Origin of the sequence: Gloeomargarita sp. SKYB120 (assembly GCA_025062155.1) — a bacterium.
Lineage (GTDB): Bacteria > Cyanobacteriota > Cyanobacteriia > Gloeomargaritales > Gloeomargaritaceae > Gloeomargarita.
Window position 1 is genome coordinate 1 of the sequence record JANXAM010000042.1, and the last position, 15,602, is coordinate 15,602.

At 55.3% G+C, this 15,602-nt stretch carries 15 protein-coding genes; 5 read left to right on the plus strand and 10 right to left on the minus strand.

What is annotated here, in order from left to right:
- Positions 1 to 278 precede the first annotated feature (278 nt).
- From thrS to serA, 4 genes are all read right to left on the minus strand, one after another.
- Positions 279 to 2,054: a threonine--tRNA ligase gene (gene thrS, locus NZ705_11345; GenBank protein MCS7293541.1), complete on the minus strand. Its 1,776-nt coding sequence runs from the start codon at positions 2,052 to 2,054 to the stop codon at positions 279 to 281.
- 7 nt (positions 2,055 to 2,061) lie between these two features.
- Positions 2,062 to 2,493: a chemotaxis protein CheW gene (locus NZ705_11350; GenBank protein MCS7293542.1), complete on the minus strand. Its 432-nt coding sequence runs from the start codon at positions 2,491 to 2,493 to the stop codon at positions 2,062 to 2,064.
- Positions 2,494 to 2,890: 397 nt separating this feature from the next.
- Positions 2,891 to 3,457 carry a Uma2 family endonuclease gene (locus tag NZ705_11355; protein ID MCS7293543.1) on the minus strand — a complete coding sequence of 189 codons (567 nt, stop codon included), beginning with the start codon at positions 3,455 to 3,457 and terminating at the stop codon, positions 2,891 to 2,893.
- Between the two features lie 27 nt (positions 3,458 to 3,484).
- A complete protein-coding gene (serA, locus tag NZ705_11360) occupies positions 3,485 to 5,065 on the minus strand; it encodes a phosphoglycerate dehydrogenase (protein MCS7293544.1) in 1,581 nt (526 codons plus the stop codon).
- Between the two features lie 185 nt (positions 5,066 to 5,250).
- Between serA and NZ705_11365 the strand changes: the two genes are divergently transcribed.
- Both NZ705_11365 and NZ705_11370 read left to right on the plus strand, forming a co-directional pair.
- Positions 5,251 to 6,516, plus strand: a complete 1,266-nt coding sequence (locus tag NZ705_11365) for an insulinase family protein (protein ID MCS7293545.1) — start codon at positions 5,251 to 5,253, stop codon at positions 6,514 to 6,516.
- Positions 6,513 to 7,796 (plus strand): insulinase family protein, encoded by a 1,284-nt coding sequence (locus tag NZ705_11370; protein MCS7293546.1) that lies wholly within the window; start codon positions 6,513 to 6,515, stop codon positions 7,794 to 7,796. Before NZ705_11365 ends, NZ705_11370 begins: the two co-directional genes overlap by 4 nt.
- On the opposite strand, the gene NZ705_11375 is transcribed toward NZ705_11370, so the two are convergent.
- Complete coding sequence (locus tag NZ705_11375) at positions 7,742 to 8,614, minus strand: shikimate dehydrogenase (protein MCS7293547.1); 873 nt, start codon at positions 8,612 to 8,614, stop codon at positions 7,742 to 7,744. The genes NZ705_11370 and NZ705_11375 overlap by 55 nt on opposite strands.
- Positions 8,615 to 8,676: 62 nt before the next feature.
- Here NZ705_11375 and NZ705_11380 point away from each other — a divergent pair, with 62 nt between their 5' ends.
- From NZ705_11380 to NZ705_11390, 3 genes are read left to right on the plus strand one after another with little or no spacing between them, the layout of a single operon-like run.
- Positions 8,677 to 10,158: a serine/threonine protein kinase gene (locus NZ705_11380; protein MCS7293548.1), complete on the plus strand. Its 1,482-nt coding sequence runs from the start codon at positions 8,677 to 8,679 to the stop codon at positions 10,156 to 10,158.
- A 49-nt stretch (positions 10,159 to 10,207) separates the two neighbouring features.
- Positions 10,208 to 10,465 carry a ferredoxin-thioredoxin reductase variable chain gene (locus NZ705_11385; protein ID MCS7293549.1) on the plus strand — a complete coding sequence of 86 codons (258 nt, stop codon included), beginning with the start codon at positions 10,208 to 10,210 and terminating at the stop codon, positions 10,463 to 10,465.
- Between the two features lie 57 nt (positions 10,466 to 10,522).
- Positions 10,523 to 11,587 (plus strand): heparan-alpha-glucosaminide N-acetyltransferase domain-containing protein, encoded by a 1,065-nt coding sequence (locus tag NZ705_11390; protein ID MCS7293550.1) that lies wholly within the window; start codon positions 10,523 to 10,525, stop codon positions 11,585 to 11,587.
- On the opposite strand, the gene NZ705_11395 is transcribed toward NZ705_11390, so the two are convergent.
- From NZ705_11395 to NZ705_11415, 5 genes are all read right to left on the minus strand, one after another.
- A complete protein-coding gene (locus NZ705_11395) occupies positions 11,588 to 12,229 on the minus strand; it encodes a 50S ribosomal protein L11 methyltransferase (GenBank protein MCS7293551.1) in 642 nt (213 codons plus the stop codon).
- 61 nt (positions 12,230 to 12,290) lie between these two features.
- Positions 12,291 to 13,595: an amino acid permease gene (locus NZ705_11400; GenBank protein MCS7293552.1), complete on the minus strand. Its 1,305-nt coding sequence runs from the start codon at positions 13,593 to 13,595 to the stop codon at positions 12,291 to 12,293.
- 119 nt (positions 13,596 to 13,714) lie between these two features.
- The gene (locus NZ705_11405; protein MCS7293553.1) at positions 13,715 to 14,086 is read right to left on the minus strand and encodes an STAS domain-containing protein; all 372 of its coding nucleotides are present in this window, start codon (positions 14,084 to 14,086) and stop codon (positions 13,715 to 13,717) included.
- A gap of 21 nt (positions 14,087 to 14,107) precedes the next feature.
- Entirely contained in the window at positions 14,108 to 14,506 is a 399-nt protein-coding gene (locus NZ705_11410; protein MCS7293554.1) for a cupin domain-containing protein, read from the minus strand.
- 12 nt (positions 14,507 to 14,518) lie between these two features.
- A partial coding sequence (locus NZ705_11415) for a glycosyltransferase family 61 protein (protein ID MCS7293555.1) occupies positions 14,519 to 15,602 on the minus strand: 1,084 nt, incomplete at its 5' end.

Consider the following 15,602-nt stretch of genomic DNA (forward strand, 5'->3'; position numbering starts at 1 on the left):
CGTTAGTCGCCGTAACGGCGCGTTCCTTTTTACCAGGAGATATGGCAGTGCCAGCACCGACGGGTGTAATTTTGCTGGGCGTTCTCAAGTAACTAAATGATTTCCGTGCTGGTAGGGTTGCGAAAAAGCACGTTGTATCCCAGCAGGCTAGGAGTTGATAACAAGCCTACATGACTCAGTTGTATTGTGCCCACACCAAGAAAAACCCAGAACAGCGTTTCGCCTTGCAACCCTAGGAGAAGTTTCAGAGCCGTGAAAGTATCTTGCAAATGTTCTCACTAAAAATCACACCGCTGTTGCACAGCTTTTAAGAGACGTTCTTCGGCCTCAGCAACAGTTAACGCTCCTAAATCTCCTCCATGGCGTGTGCGAATACTCAGGGTGCCCGTTTCCTGTTCTTTCGATCCCACAATGGCCATGACTGGAATTTTGGCTGTTTCGGCATTGCGAATTAGTTTTCCAAGCCGTTCTCCCGAGGTATCTACCTCAACCCGTAATCCCAACTTCTGCCAATCAGTGGCAATGTTTTTCGCATAAGACACATATTGTTCCCCAACCGGTAAAAACCGCAACTGCACCGGCGCCAGCCACAGGGGAAAGTCACCAGCATAATGCTCAATCAACACTCCGAAAAAGCGTTCTAGGGAACCAAAGATGGCCCGGTGGATCATGATTGGTACTTGGCGAGAACCATCAGCAGCCACATACTCCAAACCAAATCGCTGCGGCAAATTGAAATCCACCTGCACTGTTGAGCATTGCCACAACCGTCCAATCGCATCCCGAATCTTAATATCAATCTTCGGACCGTAAAACGCGCCACCTCCAACATCTTCTTTATAAGCCCACCCTTTCGTATCGAGAGCATTGCGCAGGGCATTGGTCGCTAGTTCCCAGACTTCATCTGAACCAACTGATTTTTCTGGCCGTGTAGATAAGTTGACCTCATAATCCCGAAATCCAAAATCTGACAAGACTTGCTCAGTTAAATTCAATACGCCCAGAATCTCATCTGCCACCTGTTCCGGCAAACAAAAGATGTGAGCATCATCTTGGGTAAAACCCCGCACTCGCATCAACCCATGCAATGTTCCCGACCGTTCGTAACGATAAACCGTCCCTAATTCGGCATAACGAATCGGCAATTCGCGGTAGGAATGGAGATGGGTTTTATACGTCAACACATGGAAGGGGCAATTCATCGGTTTGAGTTGATATTCCTGGGACTCAACCGTGATAGCATCAAACATACTCTCCCGATAAAAGTCCCAGTGCCCTGACGTTTTCCAAAGGTCTAAGTGGGCTAGATGGGGCGTATAGAGCAACTCATAACCGGCTCGCAAGTGGGCTTCTCGCCAGTAGTTTTCAATCAATAACCGCATGCGGGCGCCTTTCGGATGCCAGAAGACCAATCCCCCCCCTGCTTCCTCTTGAATACTGAACAAATCTAATTCTTGACCCAATCGCCGGTGGTCACGCCGTAATGCTTCCCGCTTGCGCTGCAAATACGCCTGCAATTGCTCAGGAGTCTCCCAAGCAGTGCCATAAATCCGCTGGAGCATGGGATTGCGTTCATCTCCCCGCCAGTAGGCCCCTGCGACGCTTTCCAGTTCAATTGCATCAGGGTTAAGTTCACCGACATTATCCAGATGCGGACCTGCACACAAATCCCACCACTCATCCCCCAGGTGATAAATCGTGATGGGTTCCTCTTTAATGTCGGCTAGGATTTCTAATTTGTAGGGTTCATTGAGCGCTTGAATACGGCGCAGGGCTTCTTCCCGGCTAACTTCCTCGCGGATTACCGGCAGTTTTTTCTTGATAATTTTGACCATCTCTTTTTTGATGGCTTTTAGGTCCTGTTCAGTGAATGGTTCCGGGTGGTCAAAGTCGTAATAGAACCCGTCTTCGATCCACGGTCCAATCGTAACTTTGGCTTTGGGAAATAGCCGTTGCACTGCCATCGCCATCACATGGGAGGCCGTGTGCCGAATGCGCTTGAGCCGCTCGGATTCGCTCGTTTTGGGTAGATGAATGGGTGTCGTTTCACTCATGCCCCTATCATAACGCAGGCGAAGGCGTGCAGAGCGAGGCGAGGCGTTGGCTGTCCAGCAAAAACAGCGTCAGGGTATCGTTGTGCAGACGCACTACATGGCTGGCGAGTCCCAAGGTATCCGCTTGCCGATAGGTGGGGGGCAGTGGTTGGAGTTGGTCAGGTGCCACATCCACCAAAGCCGGTATCACGCCACAGGGAATGCCGTACAGTTCCTGACCGTTGCGGGCAATGATCAAGTGGGTGGGCGCTGCGACGCTAGGTTGACCAAACAAATACTGATGTAAATCTAGAACGATGACTTCCTGCTGCTCGAAATGGGCTAAGCCGATGGGTTTTTGACCACTGCTGAAAACGGTTGGGTAAGGGATTACTTTCTGCACTTGCGTCAAGGGAAATCCCAGTTGGAGCGGTCCTAGGGGAAAATGCAAGATTTTCATGAATCAACTATCTCAGTGGCTAGTTCTTTTCTATTATGAAACTATAGCGAAGTCATCTATGCTGGGCATCCCCTAGCTCGTAAGATGCACTTCCTAGTCTCTCTTTGAACAAGCTAGAGCGGTATGGTTATCGTGATCAACCCACAGTCATGAAAAAAGCTGTCAAGCTCCCAACCACACTGGCATCGGGGTTCATAGCCGGTTTACTAGGGGCAGTCTTAGGACTGGCAGTTTCTTACATAGGGCACCGCGATTTTAACCGACTGCGGTTTGAAAGTGAGCTTTACCAGCGTTTACACCGGCAGTATTTTGTGGTGATTGGAGCGGGGTTGGGGTTTGGATTGGGAGCAGCGCAATCATGTATTGTGCAGTTGAGTAAAAGTCGGTTGGATGGGGATTAAAATTCCCATGATGGGAAAAGTTCTGCTACAGGTAAGGTAAAGCCTGGTACCACATCTTCGCCATCCAGAATATCGTTGATGCGTAGGAAGCTGTCCGGTTCAGGTTGGTGATAAACTAAAACAAACCGTTCTGCCGGGTGAATCACCCACACTAGCCGGGTTTGATTCTGGAAATATTCCTCAATTTTTTCGTGCATTTCCGCAACCGTATTGCCAGGCGATAGAATCTCTACTACCAAGTCTGGCGATCCAGCAAAAAAACCGTGGAATGGTTGAGTGAATCCCTGTAATCTTTCCCGCCTGACAAACGCAATGTCCGGAGAACGCCGGTTGCCGCTTTTAAGAGTAAATGCCGTGCTACCATCGCAAACAATCCCTAGCTTGTGGCGCCGGACATAGATGGCTAGACATCCGCCCAGATAGGCCCCAATTTCGCCATGTGCCATCCCAGCGCTCCCCATGTCTACTAACTCCCCATTTACTAACTCGTAACGATGCCCATCCTGGGGTAACGCCAGCCATTCCGCATCGGTCCATTCCCGAGCGCCTGCAACAGCAACCATGGTTTTCCTCTCAATCGCTAGCTCGGGTTACAAATTCACCACATACGCATCCTGAATCCCCTGCACTTGCAGCACTTTTTCCACTACACCATCGGGCAAGGGATCGTCCACGCTTAATACCATCACTGCATCGCCGCGCACCAGTTTTCGCCCAACCTGCATACTGGCGATGTTGACATTCAAATTGCCCAGCAGGGAACCAATCTTACCAATGATGCCGGGCATATCCTGGTGCAAGGTGATGAGCATGTAGCGGGTGGGCGCGACGCTGATGGGAAAACCGTCAATGCTCGTAATGCGCAATTCTCCCGTGCCTAACAACGCGCCGGCCACGCTGTGTCCCCCTTGACTGCCTTGGGCGGTGACAACCAATGACCCGCTGTAGTCCCGCACCGATTCATCCCGGGTTTCTACGACTCGAATGCCGCGTTCTTTGGCTTCGATGGCTGCGTTGACATAGTTGACTCGCTCCTGTAGGGCCGGTCCCAGTAACCCTTTGATGGCAGCAATCACCACCGGCTGGCTGGCTTGGTTAGCTAACTCCCCTTGCAGCCGCACTTCTAGGGTTTCCACCCGCCCCCCAGCCAATTGTCCTGCTAGGTTGCCGAGAATTTCTGCCAGTTCCAGATATGGCTTTAACCGGGTTAATACATCGGCGCTTAGACCGGGGATATTCACCGCCGAACGGGCCGGCAACCCCAGCAACACATCGCGAATTTGCTCGGCAACATCAGTGGCCACGTTGCTCTGGGCTTCGACCGTGGAAGCGCCTAGGTGGGGCGTTAAAACCACCTCCTTGCCCAGGAGTAACAAGGGACTGTTCACCGGCGGCTCTTGTTCAAACACGTCCAAAGCGGCGCCGGCAATCCGACCTTCCCGCAAGGCATCCACCAACGCCACTTCGTCAATCAAACCACCCCGCGCACAGTTAATGATCCGGGTGGTGGGTTTCATCTTTTTGAAACTCTCTCGGTTGATGAGATGGGTCGTGTCGGGTGTTTTGGGAATGTGCAGCGTGATGTAATCCGCTTCCCGTAAGAGAATGTCTAATTCCACCAACGTGCAGCCCAACTGTTCGGCTCGTTCCTTAGCAATGTAGGGGTCGTAGGCCAGCAGTCGCATTCCCATCGCCCGCGCAATCGTCGCCACGTGCGAACCAATTTTCCCCAACCCAATAATGCCCAGGGTTTTTTTGTACACCTCTACCCCGACAAATTCCTTGCGGTTCCACGCGCCACTTTTGACGCTCTGGTCTGCCTGGGGAATAAAGCGAGACAGGGCCAGCATCAGGGCAATCGTGTGCTCGGCAGCAGCAATAGTGTTGCCTTCGGGAGAATTGACCACCACAATCCCCTGGCGCGTAGCCGCTGCAACGTCAATGTTGTCCACGCCAACCCCGGCTCGGCCAATGATTTTGAGATTGCGCCCGGCAGCAATGATGTCCGCTGTGACTTTGGTGGCCGAGCGCACCATCAACGCGTCGTACTCGCCAATACACGCCTGTAATTCTGCTGGGGTAAGGTCATGGCGCTGGTCTACTTGGGCTACCTGGGCCAGAATCTCAATCCCAGCGGGGTCAATCGGTTCCGTTACCAGTACACGGGGCATAGGCATTCCGCACAAGCATATTCTCATTTAATGTACCCCGCTTAAGGCAGCATCTCCAACCTGCGTGAGACCAATGTGACGAGGAATGTTCGCGCTACAATAGAAAACTACTCGTCATCCGGTTGGGTTTGGGAATAGCTGCATGATTCATCATCACTCTGGCAGTCAGAGAGGGAGGCGTATTCTTGTCCGAATTGGTTTACCCAAACGCGCCGGTACATACCATCACCCTAACCAACGGGTTACAGGTGGTTTATCACTACCAGCCGACCGCAGTGGTGGCGATTGAGTTTTGGGTACGGGCGGGGGCGGCAGTCGAACCGGCGGTTTACAATGGCTTGGCCCATGCCCTAGAACACATGGTGTTTCGCGGCAGTGAGCAATTTCCCGCAGGCGCTTTCGACCGTTTGATCGAACAGCATGGCGGTTTGACCAATGCAGCGACCAGCCAGGATTACGCCCACTACTATGTCCTGACGTCACTAGACCACTGGCGCGAGAGTTTGATAGCTTTGGCGGATGTGTTGCTGCGACCGAATTTGGCGGCGGAGGCGTGGGAACAGGAACAGGCGGTGATTGCCGAAGAGCTGCGTCAGGCCCAAGACCATCCTGATTGGGTCGGCCAACAGGTGCTCTATCAACATTGCTATCCGGACCATCCCTACGGACGACCGATTTTGGGAACGGATGAAACGCTGGCGCGCATTACACCGGCCGTGTTGCAGCAGTTTCACCGGCAGTATTACCACCCTGGCAACATGGTGGTGGTAGTGGTAGGCGCTGTGCCTTGGGAACAGCTACTGGCAGTACTGGAGGAGGTTTGTCCAGGTTCCCAGGAAACGCAAGCAACCACGCCCCGTCTGGCTGCTCCGCCATGGGTGCAACCGGTGTACCGCCAACTCGTCTGGCCCCAAGCAGAACAGGGACGGCTGTGGTGGGTATGGCAGGTGCCAGAAACGCAGGATGCCGCGACGGGCTGGGGATTGGATTTGCTGGCCGCCATTTTGACGGGGGGACGGTTGGCCCGCTTGACCCAACGCTTGCGGGAGGAATGGGGATGGGTGCAGGACATTGACGCCTGTTACCAACACCAACTGGCTGGGGGGCACTGGCAACTAACCGCCTGGTTGAACGAGGGAGTCTGTCCGGAGCAGGTGCAGGAGGTCATTGCAGCGGAAATGCTGGCGCTCCAACACCACCCCGTCTCTCCTGACGAACTGCGGCGGGCGAAGCGACAATTGCTGCACGCTTACACCTTTGCCATGGAAACGCCCCAGCAAATGGCGCAACTGTATGGCTACTATCACTACGTGGGTTGGTTGGAACAGGGGATGCAGTACCGCGACCGATTGAGCCAATTTGACCCGGAGTCCCTGCAACAGTTGGCGTGTCGTTATCTCCATCCCGAGCAGGCCGTGCGGTTGTGGTTGCAGCCAGGGGTGGCCGTATGAGTCTGGAAGTGCAGCCAGCCAGTTCGCTCCAGGGACGGTGGTTCCGCTGGCGCTTAGACAACGGTTTGACGCTGGTGGTGGTGGACAATCCGGCGGCGGACATTGTGGCAGCGCGGTTGTTTTTACGACCGGGGATGTTGGCAGAACTGCCTCACCAGTGGGGCCTCAATCATTTGCTGGCGGCCACTTTGACCAAGGGAACCCAGCGGCGTTCGGCCCAAGACATCGCGCTGGCGGTGGAATCCCTAGGAGCCAGTTTGGGGACAGAGGCAGCGCCCGATTACTTCGTGCTGGGATTGAAGGCAGTTACCGGCGATTTCCCGGAGTTGTTTGAGTTGGCCTCGGAGCTCTGGCGTCTGCCGACCTTTCCTGACCCCGAGGTGGCCTTGGAACGGGAATTGACCCTCCAGAATTTACGCCTGCAACAGGAACAGCCGTTTCATCTGGCCTATGACCAGTTGCGCCGGACGCTCTATCCCCATCATCCTTACAGCGTCAGCACCTTAGGCACCCTGGAATCAGTGAGGAATTTAACGCCTGAGGATTTACGGGCGTACCATCAACGCTATTTCTGTCCTGCTCACACAGTGGTGAGTATCTGCGGGCGGGTGGAACCGGAACGGGTACGAGCCTGGGTGGAACGTTGTTTCGCCGATTGGTCAGCACCGGCAGTGGACTGGCAGCCCCCTCCTGTACCGACGCCAGAACCGCCAGTGGCACCCTTGCGCACCATTCGCCCGACGCAACAGAGTCTAGTGATGCTGGGATATCCGGGGCCAGCGGTGCATTCGGCCGACTATCCAGCGATGAAGTTGCTGAGCACCTATCTGGGTAATGGATTATCGAGCCGGTTGTTTGTGGAATTGCGGGAAAAGCAGGGGCTGGCGTACGATGTGTCGGCGTTTTATCCCACCCGTTGGCAACCAGCGCCCTTTGGGGTGTATTTGGGAACGGCAGCAGCCAATACGCGTTTAGCCCTGGTGAAACTGGCCGCCGAAATGCAGCGGTTGTTGGCAGAGCCGTTACCGGAGGCGGAACTCCTGACGGCGCGCAGCAAGCTGTTGGGGCAGTATGCGCTCGGCAAGCAAACCAACGCCCAAATTGCCCAACTGTTGGGTTGGTATGAGGTGCTGGGGTTGGGCGCTGACTACGATTTCCTCTTCCCCCAATTGATCCGGCAGTTGACTCCCGAACACCTCTGGCGAGCTGCCCAGCGCTATCTACGTCACCCCTGGGTTTCGCTGGTGGGACCGGCAACGGCGCTGGCGGACATCGGTTGAAGGCTCTCTTGGAAATACTGTTCGAGACTGGCGGTCATCACCGACAAGGGAGCTGCTCGCTGAAACCAGTATTCCCAAGCGGCGGCGCCTTGCCCAACTAACATCGCCAGACCATCCTGTGTGGGATACCCCAAGGCGGCGGCCCAACGGAGCAATTGCGTCGGGCGGGGCGTGTAAATCAGGTCGTACACCCAAGCGCCAGCGGGGAGTGTTTGCAGTTGCTCAGGGGTCAAAGGACTGGCAGCCACATCGGGCGTCATCCCTAGGGGTGTCGTATTCACCACTAAATCGGCGTGGGGGAGATAGACAGGCAAGTCAGACCAGGGGTGGAGTTGGGCGGGGGGCATGACGGGTTGCTGGGGCTGGCGACTAAACACGTGAATGGCTGTGCAACCTATCTGTTGTAATCCCCAAACCACGGCCCGCGCCGCCCCCCCGTAGCCCAACACGACAGCCATTTCCCCAGACCAGCCCGCCAGGGGTTGCACAAAACCCAGGCCGTCGGTATTCGCCCCACACCAGCCCGATGCCCCGCGATACAGGGTATTGACGGCGCCAATCGCCTGGGCCGCCGGTGTCAGGTCGGTCACATATTGCATCACCCGTTGTTTGTGGGGAATGGTAATGTTCAACCCCAGCCATTGGGTGTGCCACAGGGCCGATAGCACCTCCCCCAGATGGTCAGCCGGCACTGGCAGGGCTACATAGCAGGCATCCACCTGGGCATGGGCCAAAGCGGCATTGTGCATCAGGGGAGAAAGGGAGTGGTGGACAGGGTCGCCCAAAACGGCAAGTAAGCGGGTGTGGCCAGTGATCATTCCTGCTGAAAACGGGGGAACTATCGGTCATAATAGCGGTGAACGCCGGGGAGGGCCGGGGCATGCAAGCAGGAGAAAAACTAGCCGGGCGCTATGTCGTCGTGAAAACCTTGGGTTCAGGCGGATTTGGCACGACCTACTTGGCCCGCGATACCCAGCGACCAGGACAACCCGCCTGTGTCGTTAAACACCTCAAACCCGACAGCCAGGACGAATTTGTGGTCACCACTGCCCGCCGGTTGTTCAATAGCGAAGCCGAGATTTTGGAAAAATTGGGCAAGCACGACCAAATCCCCTCTCTGCTGGCCTATTTCGAGCAAGATGGCGAGTTCTACCTGGTGCAGGAGTTTATCGAGGGTCATCCCCTGAGTCAGGAAATGCAAAAGGGCGTGCCTTGGCCCCAGGAAAAAGTGGTGCGGCTGCTGGCTGATGTCCTGACCACCCTCGATTTTGTCCACCGCAATGGCGTCATCCACCGGGACATCAAACCGGATAATTTAATCCGCCGTAAATCCGATGGCAAGCTAGTGCTGATTGACTTTGGCGCCGTCAAACAAATCCGCGACCCCCAGGCGGCAGCCCAACAACGGACAGGGGCCACGGTCGCCATTGGCACAGTCGGGTATGCCCCCGCTGAACAGGCCCAAGGGAAACCCCAATTCGCCAGCGATATTTACAGCCTGGGAATTGTGGCCATTTGCGCGCTCACCGGCAAGCAACCCGACCAACTGGAGAGTGACCCCCAAACTGGCGAACTGGTCTGGCGACCAGGGGTGCAGGTGAGTCATGCCCTGGGAACCGTCCTTGACCGCATGGTACGCTACCACTACAGCAAACGCTACGCCAACGCCGGGGAAGTGCTGGCCGCCTTGCGCAGTTTTCATCTGTTGGACACCCCGCCGCCCCCAACCCGTGTCTCTACTGTCACAGCGGCGGCACCAGCACCCACAACCATCCGTCGTCCCTCGCCGCCAACCCAGGTGACGCCACCGCCCATCTTCCATAGCGTGGTTTGGAAATACGGAGCCATCACGGCGGTCGCACTAATCGTGATTGGCCTTCTGAGTATTCCGTTCCAGGCATTGGTCAGCCAGCGCATCCGGCGCGTCGAACCCAGCCCAGCCCCCACGACACCCGTCGCCACTCCCAATCCTGAGGCTCAACCCATTGCCCGCACGATGGAAATTGACTTGCCACCCAACAGCACCTTTCAGACAGAACGAGTCCTCCAGACAGCAGAAACCCACCTCTACACCTTCAAGGCGAACCCCAACCCCGGCAGCGCTCCCTTGGAACTGGTGTTGGCTTTAACCGCTAGCGATCCTCTGCTCACAGCCCATCTCATCTACCCCAACCAGCAAGCGCAAGAAAATATCCGCGAAGGTACCTATAAGCTATCCCTGCCAGGCGTGTACGGGATCAAAATTGCCGGTGGCCGAGGCTCCTATCAACTCCAACTGCGTCTGGTGGCGCCGACTCCCGAACCCAGTCCCACACCCGAAGCAGAAGAAGAACCAACCAATCCCGTACTACGCGGGCGCTGAAGGGGGGCATTTCGTGTCAGGATCAACACAGCAACCCTCTAAAACCATCATGAGTCAGGAGTCTCCCTTTCAAGTCGGTCAAACGGTGCGGGTCAAAGCTCCCGTCGTGGTGTACCATCATCCCCAGTACAAGGGCAAACCCTATAATCTCCAGGGGCAAGTTGGCACAGTGGTGGAAGTGATCAAAACCTGGCAAGGTCGTCCCCTGACAGCCAACCTGCCGATTGTGGTGCAATTTGACCCTAAATTCAAGGCGCACCTCCAAGTGGAAGAATTGGAACCAGTCCCAGCCGATGGAGCGGACTAGCGACGCAAACAAAGGGCGGCCATTGCCCAGCCATAGCGACATACTCCCGCAACGGTGATGACAAAGCGCTGGGTAAGTTTGGATGTCTTCCGGGGCATGACCATGGCGGCCATGGTTCTCGTCAATAACCCCGGTGACTGGAACTACGTCTTGCCACCCCTCCGGCACGCCGCCTGGCATGGGTGTACGCCTACCGATTGCATTTTTCCCTTTTTCTTATTCATCATGGGGGTTGCTATCCCGTTGACCCGCCGGTTAACCCCTCAGCGCATCCTGCGGCGCACTGGCATTTTGATAGGGTTGGGATTACTACTAAACGGCTTTCCCACCTACGACTGGTCACGGCTACGCCTGTTAGGTGTCCTGCAACGGATTGGCCTGTGTTACCTAGGCGCCACGGTGGTGTACCAATGGACCCCGACCTGGCAACGTCGCGCCATTATGGTTAGCCTGTTGGTGGGTCATGCGCTGTTATTGACAGCCGTACCTGTACCTGGCGGTGGCATTGACCCGCTCACACCAACCGGAAATTGGGGCGCGTGGCTTGACCGCCAGATTTTTAGCCCACAGCATCTCTACCCCTTGGCTCCCTTTTTTGGTCAGGGCGACCCCGAAAGCCTGCTGGGGACGTTGCCGGCGCTGGTCACAGTGTTGTTAGGGCTGGAAGCCGGTCTCTGGCTGCAACGGGGCGGCTCCACGTCGAGCCTCGCGCTGGGGGGATTGAGCTTGCTGGTGCTGGGTTATGGCTGGGGGACGGTGTTGCCCTGGAACAAACCCCTGTGGACTGGTTCCTACGTGTTGTGGACGGGGGGGTGGGCCTGCCTCATCCTAGCTGGGTTATACGCCTGGGTCGAGGAACGCGGGCGACAGGGCTGGTGTTGGCCATGGGTCGTTTTGGGACGCAATGCCCTCGTGTTGTTTGTTGGAGCCGGTCTGCTAGGGCGGAGCCTGCGTTTTTATCGGGTCGGCGAAACGCCTCTGGTCACCTGGCTGTTTGAACAGGCTTTCTTGCCCTGGCTAGGGCCATGGTGGGGGTCGCTCGGGTTTGCCCTGGCGATGGTCGCGTTATGGTGGGTCGCCCTCTACGGCCTCGACCGCTGGGGCATCTGGCTGCGAGTCTAGTCACTCCTTGACTTCCTTGCGCAAATGGGGCGGCAGCTTGCTCGGTTCCGGCACAATCCACAGGTAAATCGTCCGCCCATCAACTTGCTGCACCTTATCCGGCTGCCATTCCCCCATATCAAAGGCGTGGGAGACAATTCGCGTTCCCGGTCGCAACCGTAACAACTTGGGACGCAGGCGTAAATTGACGCTCGGCAGCAAGTACATCGTAATTACAGTATATTTGCTCAAATCTGCGTCGAACAAGTTTTGCTGGATAATTTCGGCCCGGTCAGCGATACCAGCAGCTTCGATATTGCGGCGACTTTCGGCCACCAGGGCAGGGTCAATCTCGATGCCGACTGCTCTTTTTACCCCATGATCTTTGACAGCGCTGATGACAATGCGTCCATCACCGCTCCCCAAATCCACCAGCACGTCCTCACTATTGACATTTGCCAGTTTGAGCATGGCATCCACGACCGGTTGGGGCGTGGGGACGTAGGGAACGTCTTTAGCGACAAACTCAGTGACCTCGGATGGGGCTACTTCCGCTGGAGCCGGTGGGTCGGGCAAGGCCCGCAACGGCAGAACCACCCAGGGAACCATAGCCGCCACCCCCAGACCAATGCCGGTCAGCCAAAGCATAGATGTACGCGCCATCGGATACCACCTCCACACAAACGTCGTTGACCACATTACGCATGAACCGGGCAGAGAGGATTTAGGTCGATTTGGGCAGGAAACTGAACGGCAAGCCCACCGCCAGCACCCCCACCCCCACCAGCGCGCCAATGCCGGTGTAGGCCAGACTGGCGTAGAGCAGGTAGCCACAGGTGGCGCAAAACAGCAGCGGTGTCAGGGGATAGCCCGGCACTCGAAACGGTCGCACCCGGTCTGGTTCCCGCCATCGCAAACCGATGAGCGCTACGCCCGTCAACAGCATGAACAGCCAGAACACCGGCGCCGTGTAATCCACCATCGTGGCAAACCCCTTGCGGGTCACCGTCCCCAAGCCTACCAAAGCGAGACATACCACCCCTTGGAAAGCTAATGCAGCGACGGGCGAATCCCAGCGTTGGTTCCAGACGCCCAATCCCCGGAACAGGGAAAAATCCTGGCCCAGCGCGTAATTGGTGCGGGCGCCAGTGATCATGGTTCCTTGGATGGCTCCCAGCGCCGACAGGGCAATTAACCCGCTTGTCAAGGCCACCCCTGCCGGTCCAAACGTCTGGCGCATCAGTTCCGCTGCCACCGCTTGCGACGCCGCCATCCCGTTGAGACCCAACCCCCGCAGGTAGGCCCAATTCACCAGCAGGTATAACACTGTCACTAGGCCGATACCCCCTAGCAACACCCGTGGCATCGTTCGACGCACATGCCGCAACTCCGCTGAAATGTAGGCCGCCTCATTCCACCCACCGTAGGTAAACAAGACGAAAATCAAGGCCAGTCCCAGGTTAAACGTGGTCGTTGACGGTGTTGACTCAGACATGACACCCACAGCCCGCCAACCAGCCACCACCACCAGCAACAACCCTAGCACCTTGGCCCCACTCAACCCCGCCTGTAGCCATTTGGCCGGTTTCACCCCCAACCAGTTACAGCCGGTCAACAGGAGCACTACCGCCGCTGCATACCACGACGCGCTATAGTCCCCCAACCGCCACAACTGGCTGCAATAGTCGCCAAAGACAAAGGCTAGGAGCGCAATCGAACCCGACTGGATAACTGTCATGCGCGCCCAGCCAAACAAAAAGGCCAGTCGTGAGCCAAACATGCGGTCGAGATAGTGATAGACGCCGCCAGGATGGGGGTAGGCTGCGCCCAACTCCGCAAAACACAACCCACCCACCAACGATAGAAAACCACCCAACAACCACACTCCCAGCATCTGCCAGCCGCTGGTCAGATTGGCTGCGACCCACACCGGCGTTTCAAAGATACCCACACCGACAACAATGCCGACAATCAGCGCAATGCCATCCCAGGTCGTCAATTGGGGCCGCAGTGGGGTCGGTGCATTCATTCCCACCGCAGGACGAGTCGGGCTATCCGGTAGGGTCATGATTTAGTAACAAAAACGACGCAAAAGCTATCCGCTACGATAAGCGAGCCACTGTCTATTTGACAAGGCGCAATCCGTCTCTAGAACCGGTCAGGATCGAGATTTTGCTCAAAATGTTCCCGTTTCAGATAAATCGGAATAAACCGGTGGAGCGCAACCGTCTCCAACAGTACGAGAATTTGGGGTTGCGGCGCGACTAGAAACACCTGGCCCCCCAGCGCCTGTACTTGTTTACTGCAACTGACCAGCGCCCCCAGGCCCCTGCTGTCCATGAAATCCACCGCGCTGAGGTTAATCCCAACAACCTTGCTCTGGCCGCCCAGGCAATCCAAACACTGTTTCTTAAACGTTTCCGCCGTTGAGGTATCCAGACGGGTCAAGGGAATGTCTATTGGTTGCGGCGGCTGGCCGAATGATTCTCGGACCATCGGCGTAAATAAGATGCGCTCCATATGCTCCTTGGGACTAGCGCTCTAGTCAAAACGATAGTGCTTGCGAACGGGTTGGGTAATTTTCCACGTACATTGCAGACCTTTGGGAAAAACCACCAAATCACCGGCGCGCACAGTTACCGGTTCCCCATTCACCGGCGTTACCGTCACCTCTCCCGCCAGGAAATAACAGGTTTCTTGGGTTGTGTACGTCCATGGGAACTCTGACACTTCTTTTTCCCAAATCGGCCAGTTTTTAACGCCCAGCGCCTCCTGTTCAGCCGTGGCAATTTGACGTTTAATTTGAATCCCCTCTTTTGTCGTCAGACCTTCCATTACCCTTATTCTCACCTCCTCCCCGCGCTTGACACGTTTGACGTTTGAAAATACGTTAACACAAGACCAGGGGAGCAAGCCTGCCGCTTCAACAAAATTCAACATTCGCGAGGTTCATCAACTCTCAAAGTGGTCAACGACTTGGGCAAATGCTCGTGTGTCAATCCAAATGTCAGCATCGTAACTGCCGTTTTGACTAGTTGGGTACCAGTAGTAGTAATCCAAACCCACCTGATTGGCCAATATCCAGTAACAATCGCGCCGAGGTACATCGGGAAAAATCTCCAGAACTCGCCCACCCGGTTCACACCAGGCGATATTCGTTAAACCGGCCCCGTGCAAGCCGATAACATATTTTGCATTTCGGAATAAACTAATTTGCTCCGAGAAACTTAGATCTTCCAAGCAGTAAGCTGTATATCCGCGGCGAGTCAAATAGTCTAAAACTTGGTCTTCATTAGCAATTTTTCGCCTTTTGGCTTTTCTACGACTAATGTAAATTTTCTTATTACTAGACACATCGAGATTTTGCCGCGGCAAAAAGGAACTCCTTAAGAAATCTAAAATCCACCTCGGCTTTTCTCGAATATAGTTTGGTAGAACTACCAAAGGACATTTCAAGGAGTGACTGAACTTGGTATACATAATTTGCTCTTTGCTGATGCCTAAAATATCTAGAGTTATCTGTAGTTGCGGTAGGGGCTTATCAACCAGAAAGTAGTCAATCTTAGGCCAGATTGCTTCTTTCTGCATTAAATAGAATTTTGGCAAGATATCAAACAGCCAATGCCAATAGTTTATGCCACCACCGCCATCCGTCATGACTGCGATGGTGTGGTCTACTGCCCGAGTGGTTGGAAATTTAAGGTGCAAGGCTTCATTTTCTGCAACTGGTAGCCCACACTGGCGGGAGCTGTCATGAATGACGCGACCATCATGCGCGACAACACTGCCCATAGAACGATACGCTCTCAGAATGGTGCCCTCTGGTACGGTCAGCCAGTAGGTCTCAGGTATCTGCCGATGTGCTCGCTGGGAAAAGCAGGGGTGAATGTCGGTGTGAATGGTGTGCGGTAGCCTGTAAGTAACTTCATAACCTGGATAACAAACATGGTATTCTAAACCCGGTAATTGCCCGCAATAGTTTTGATAGTATTCCCAACTGGAAGCCCAATACCCTTTCGCTGGTATGGTTCCTAAA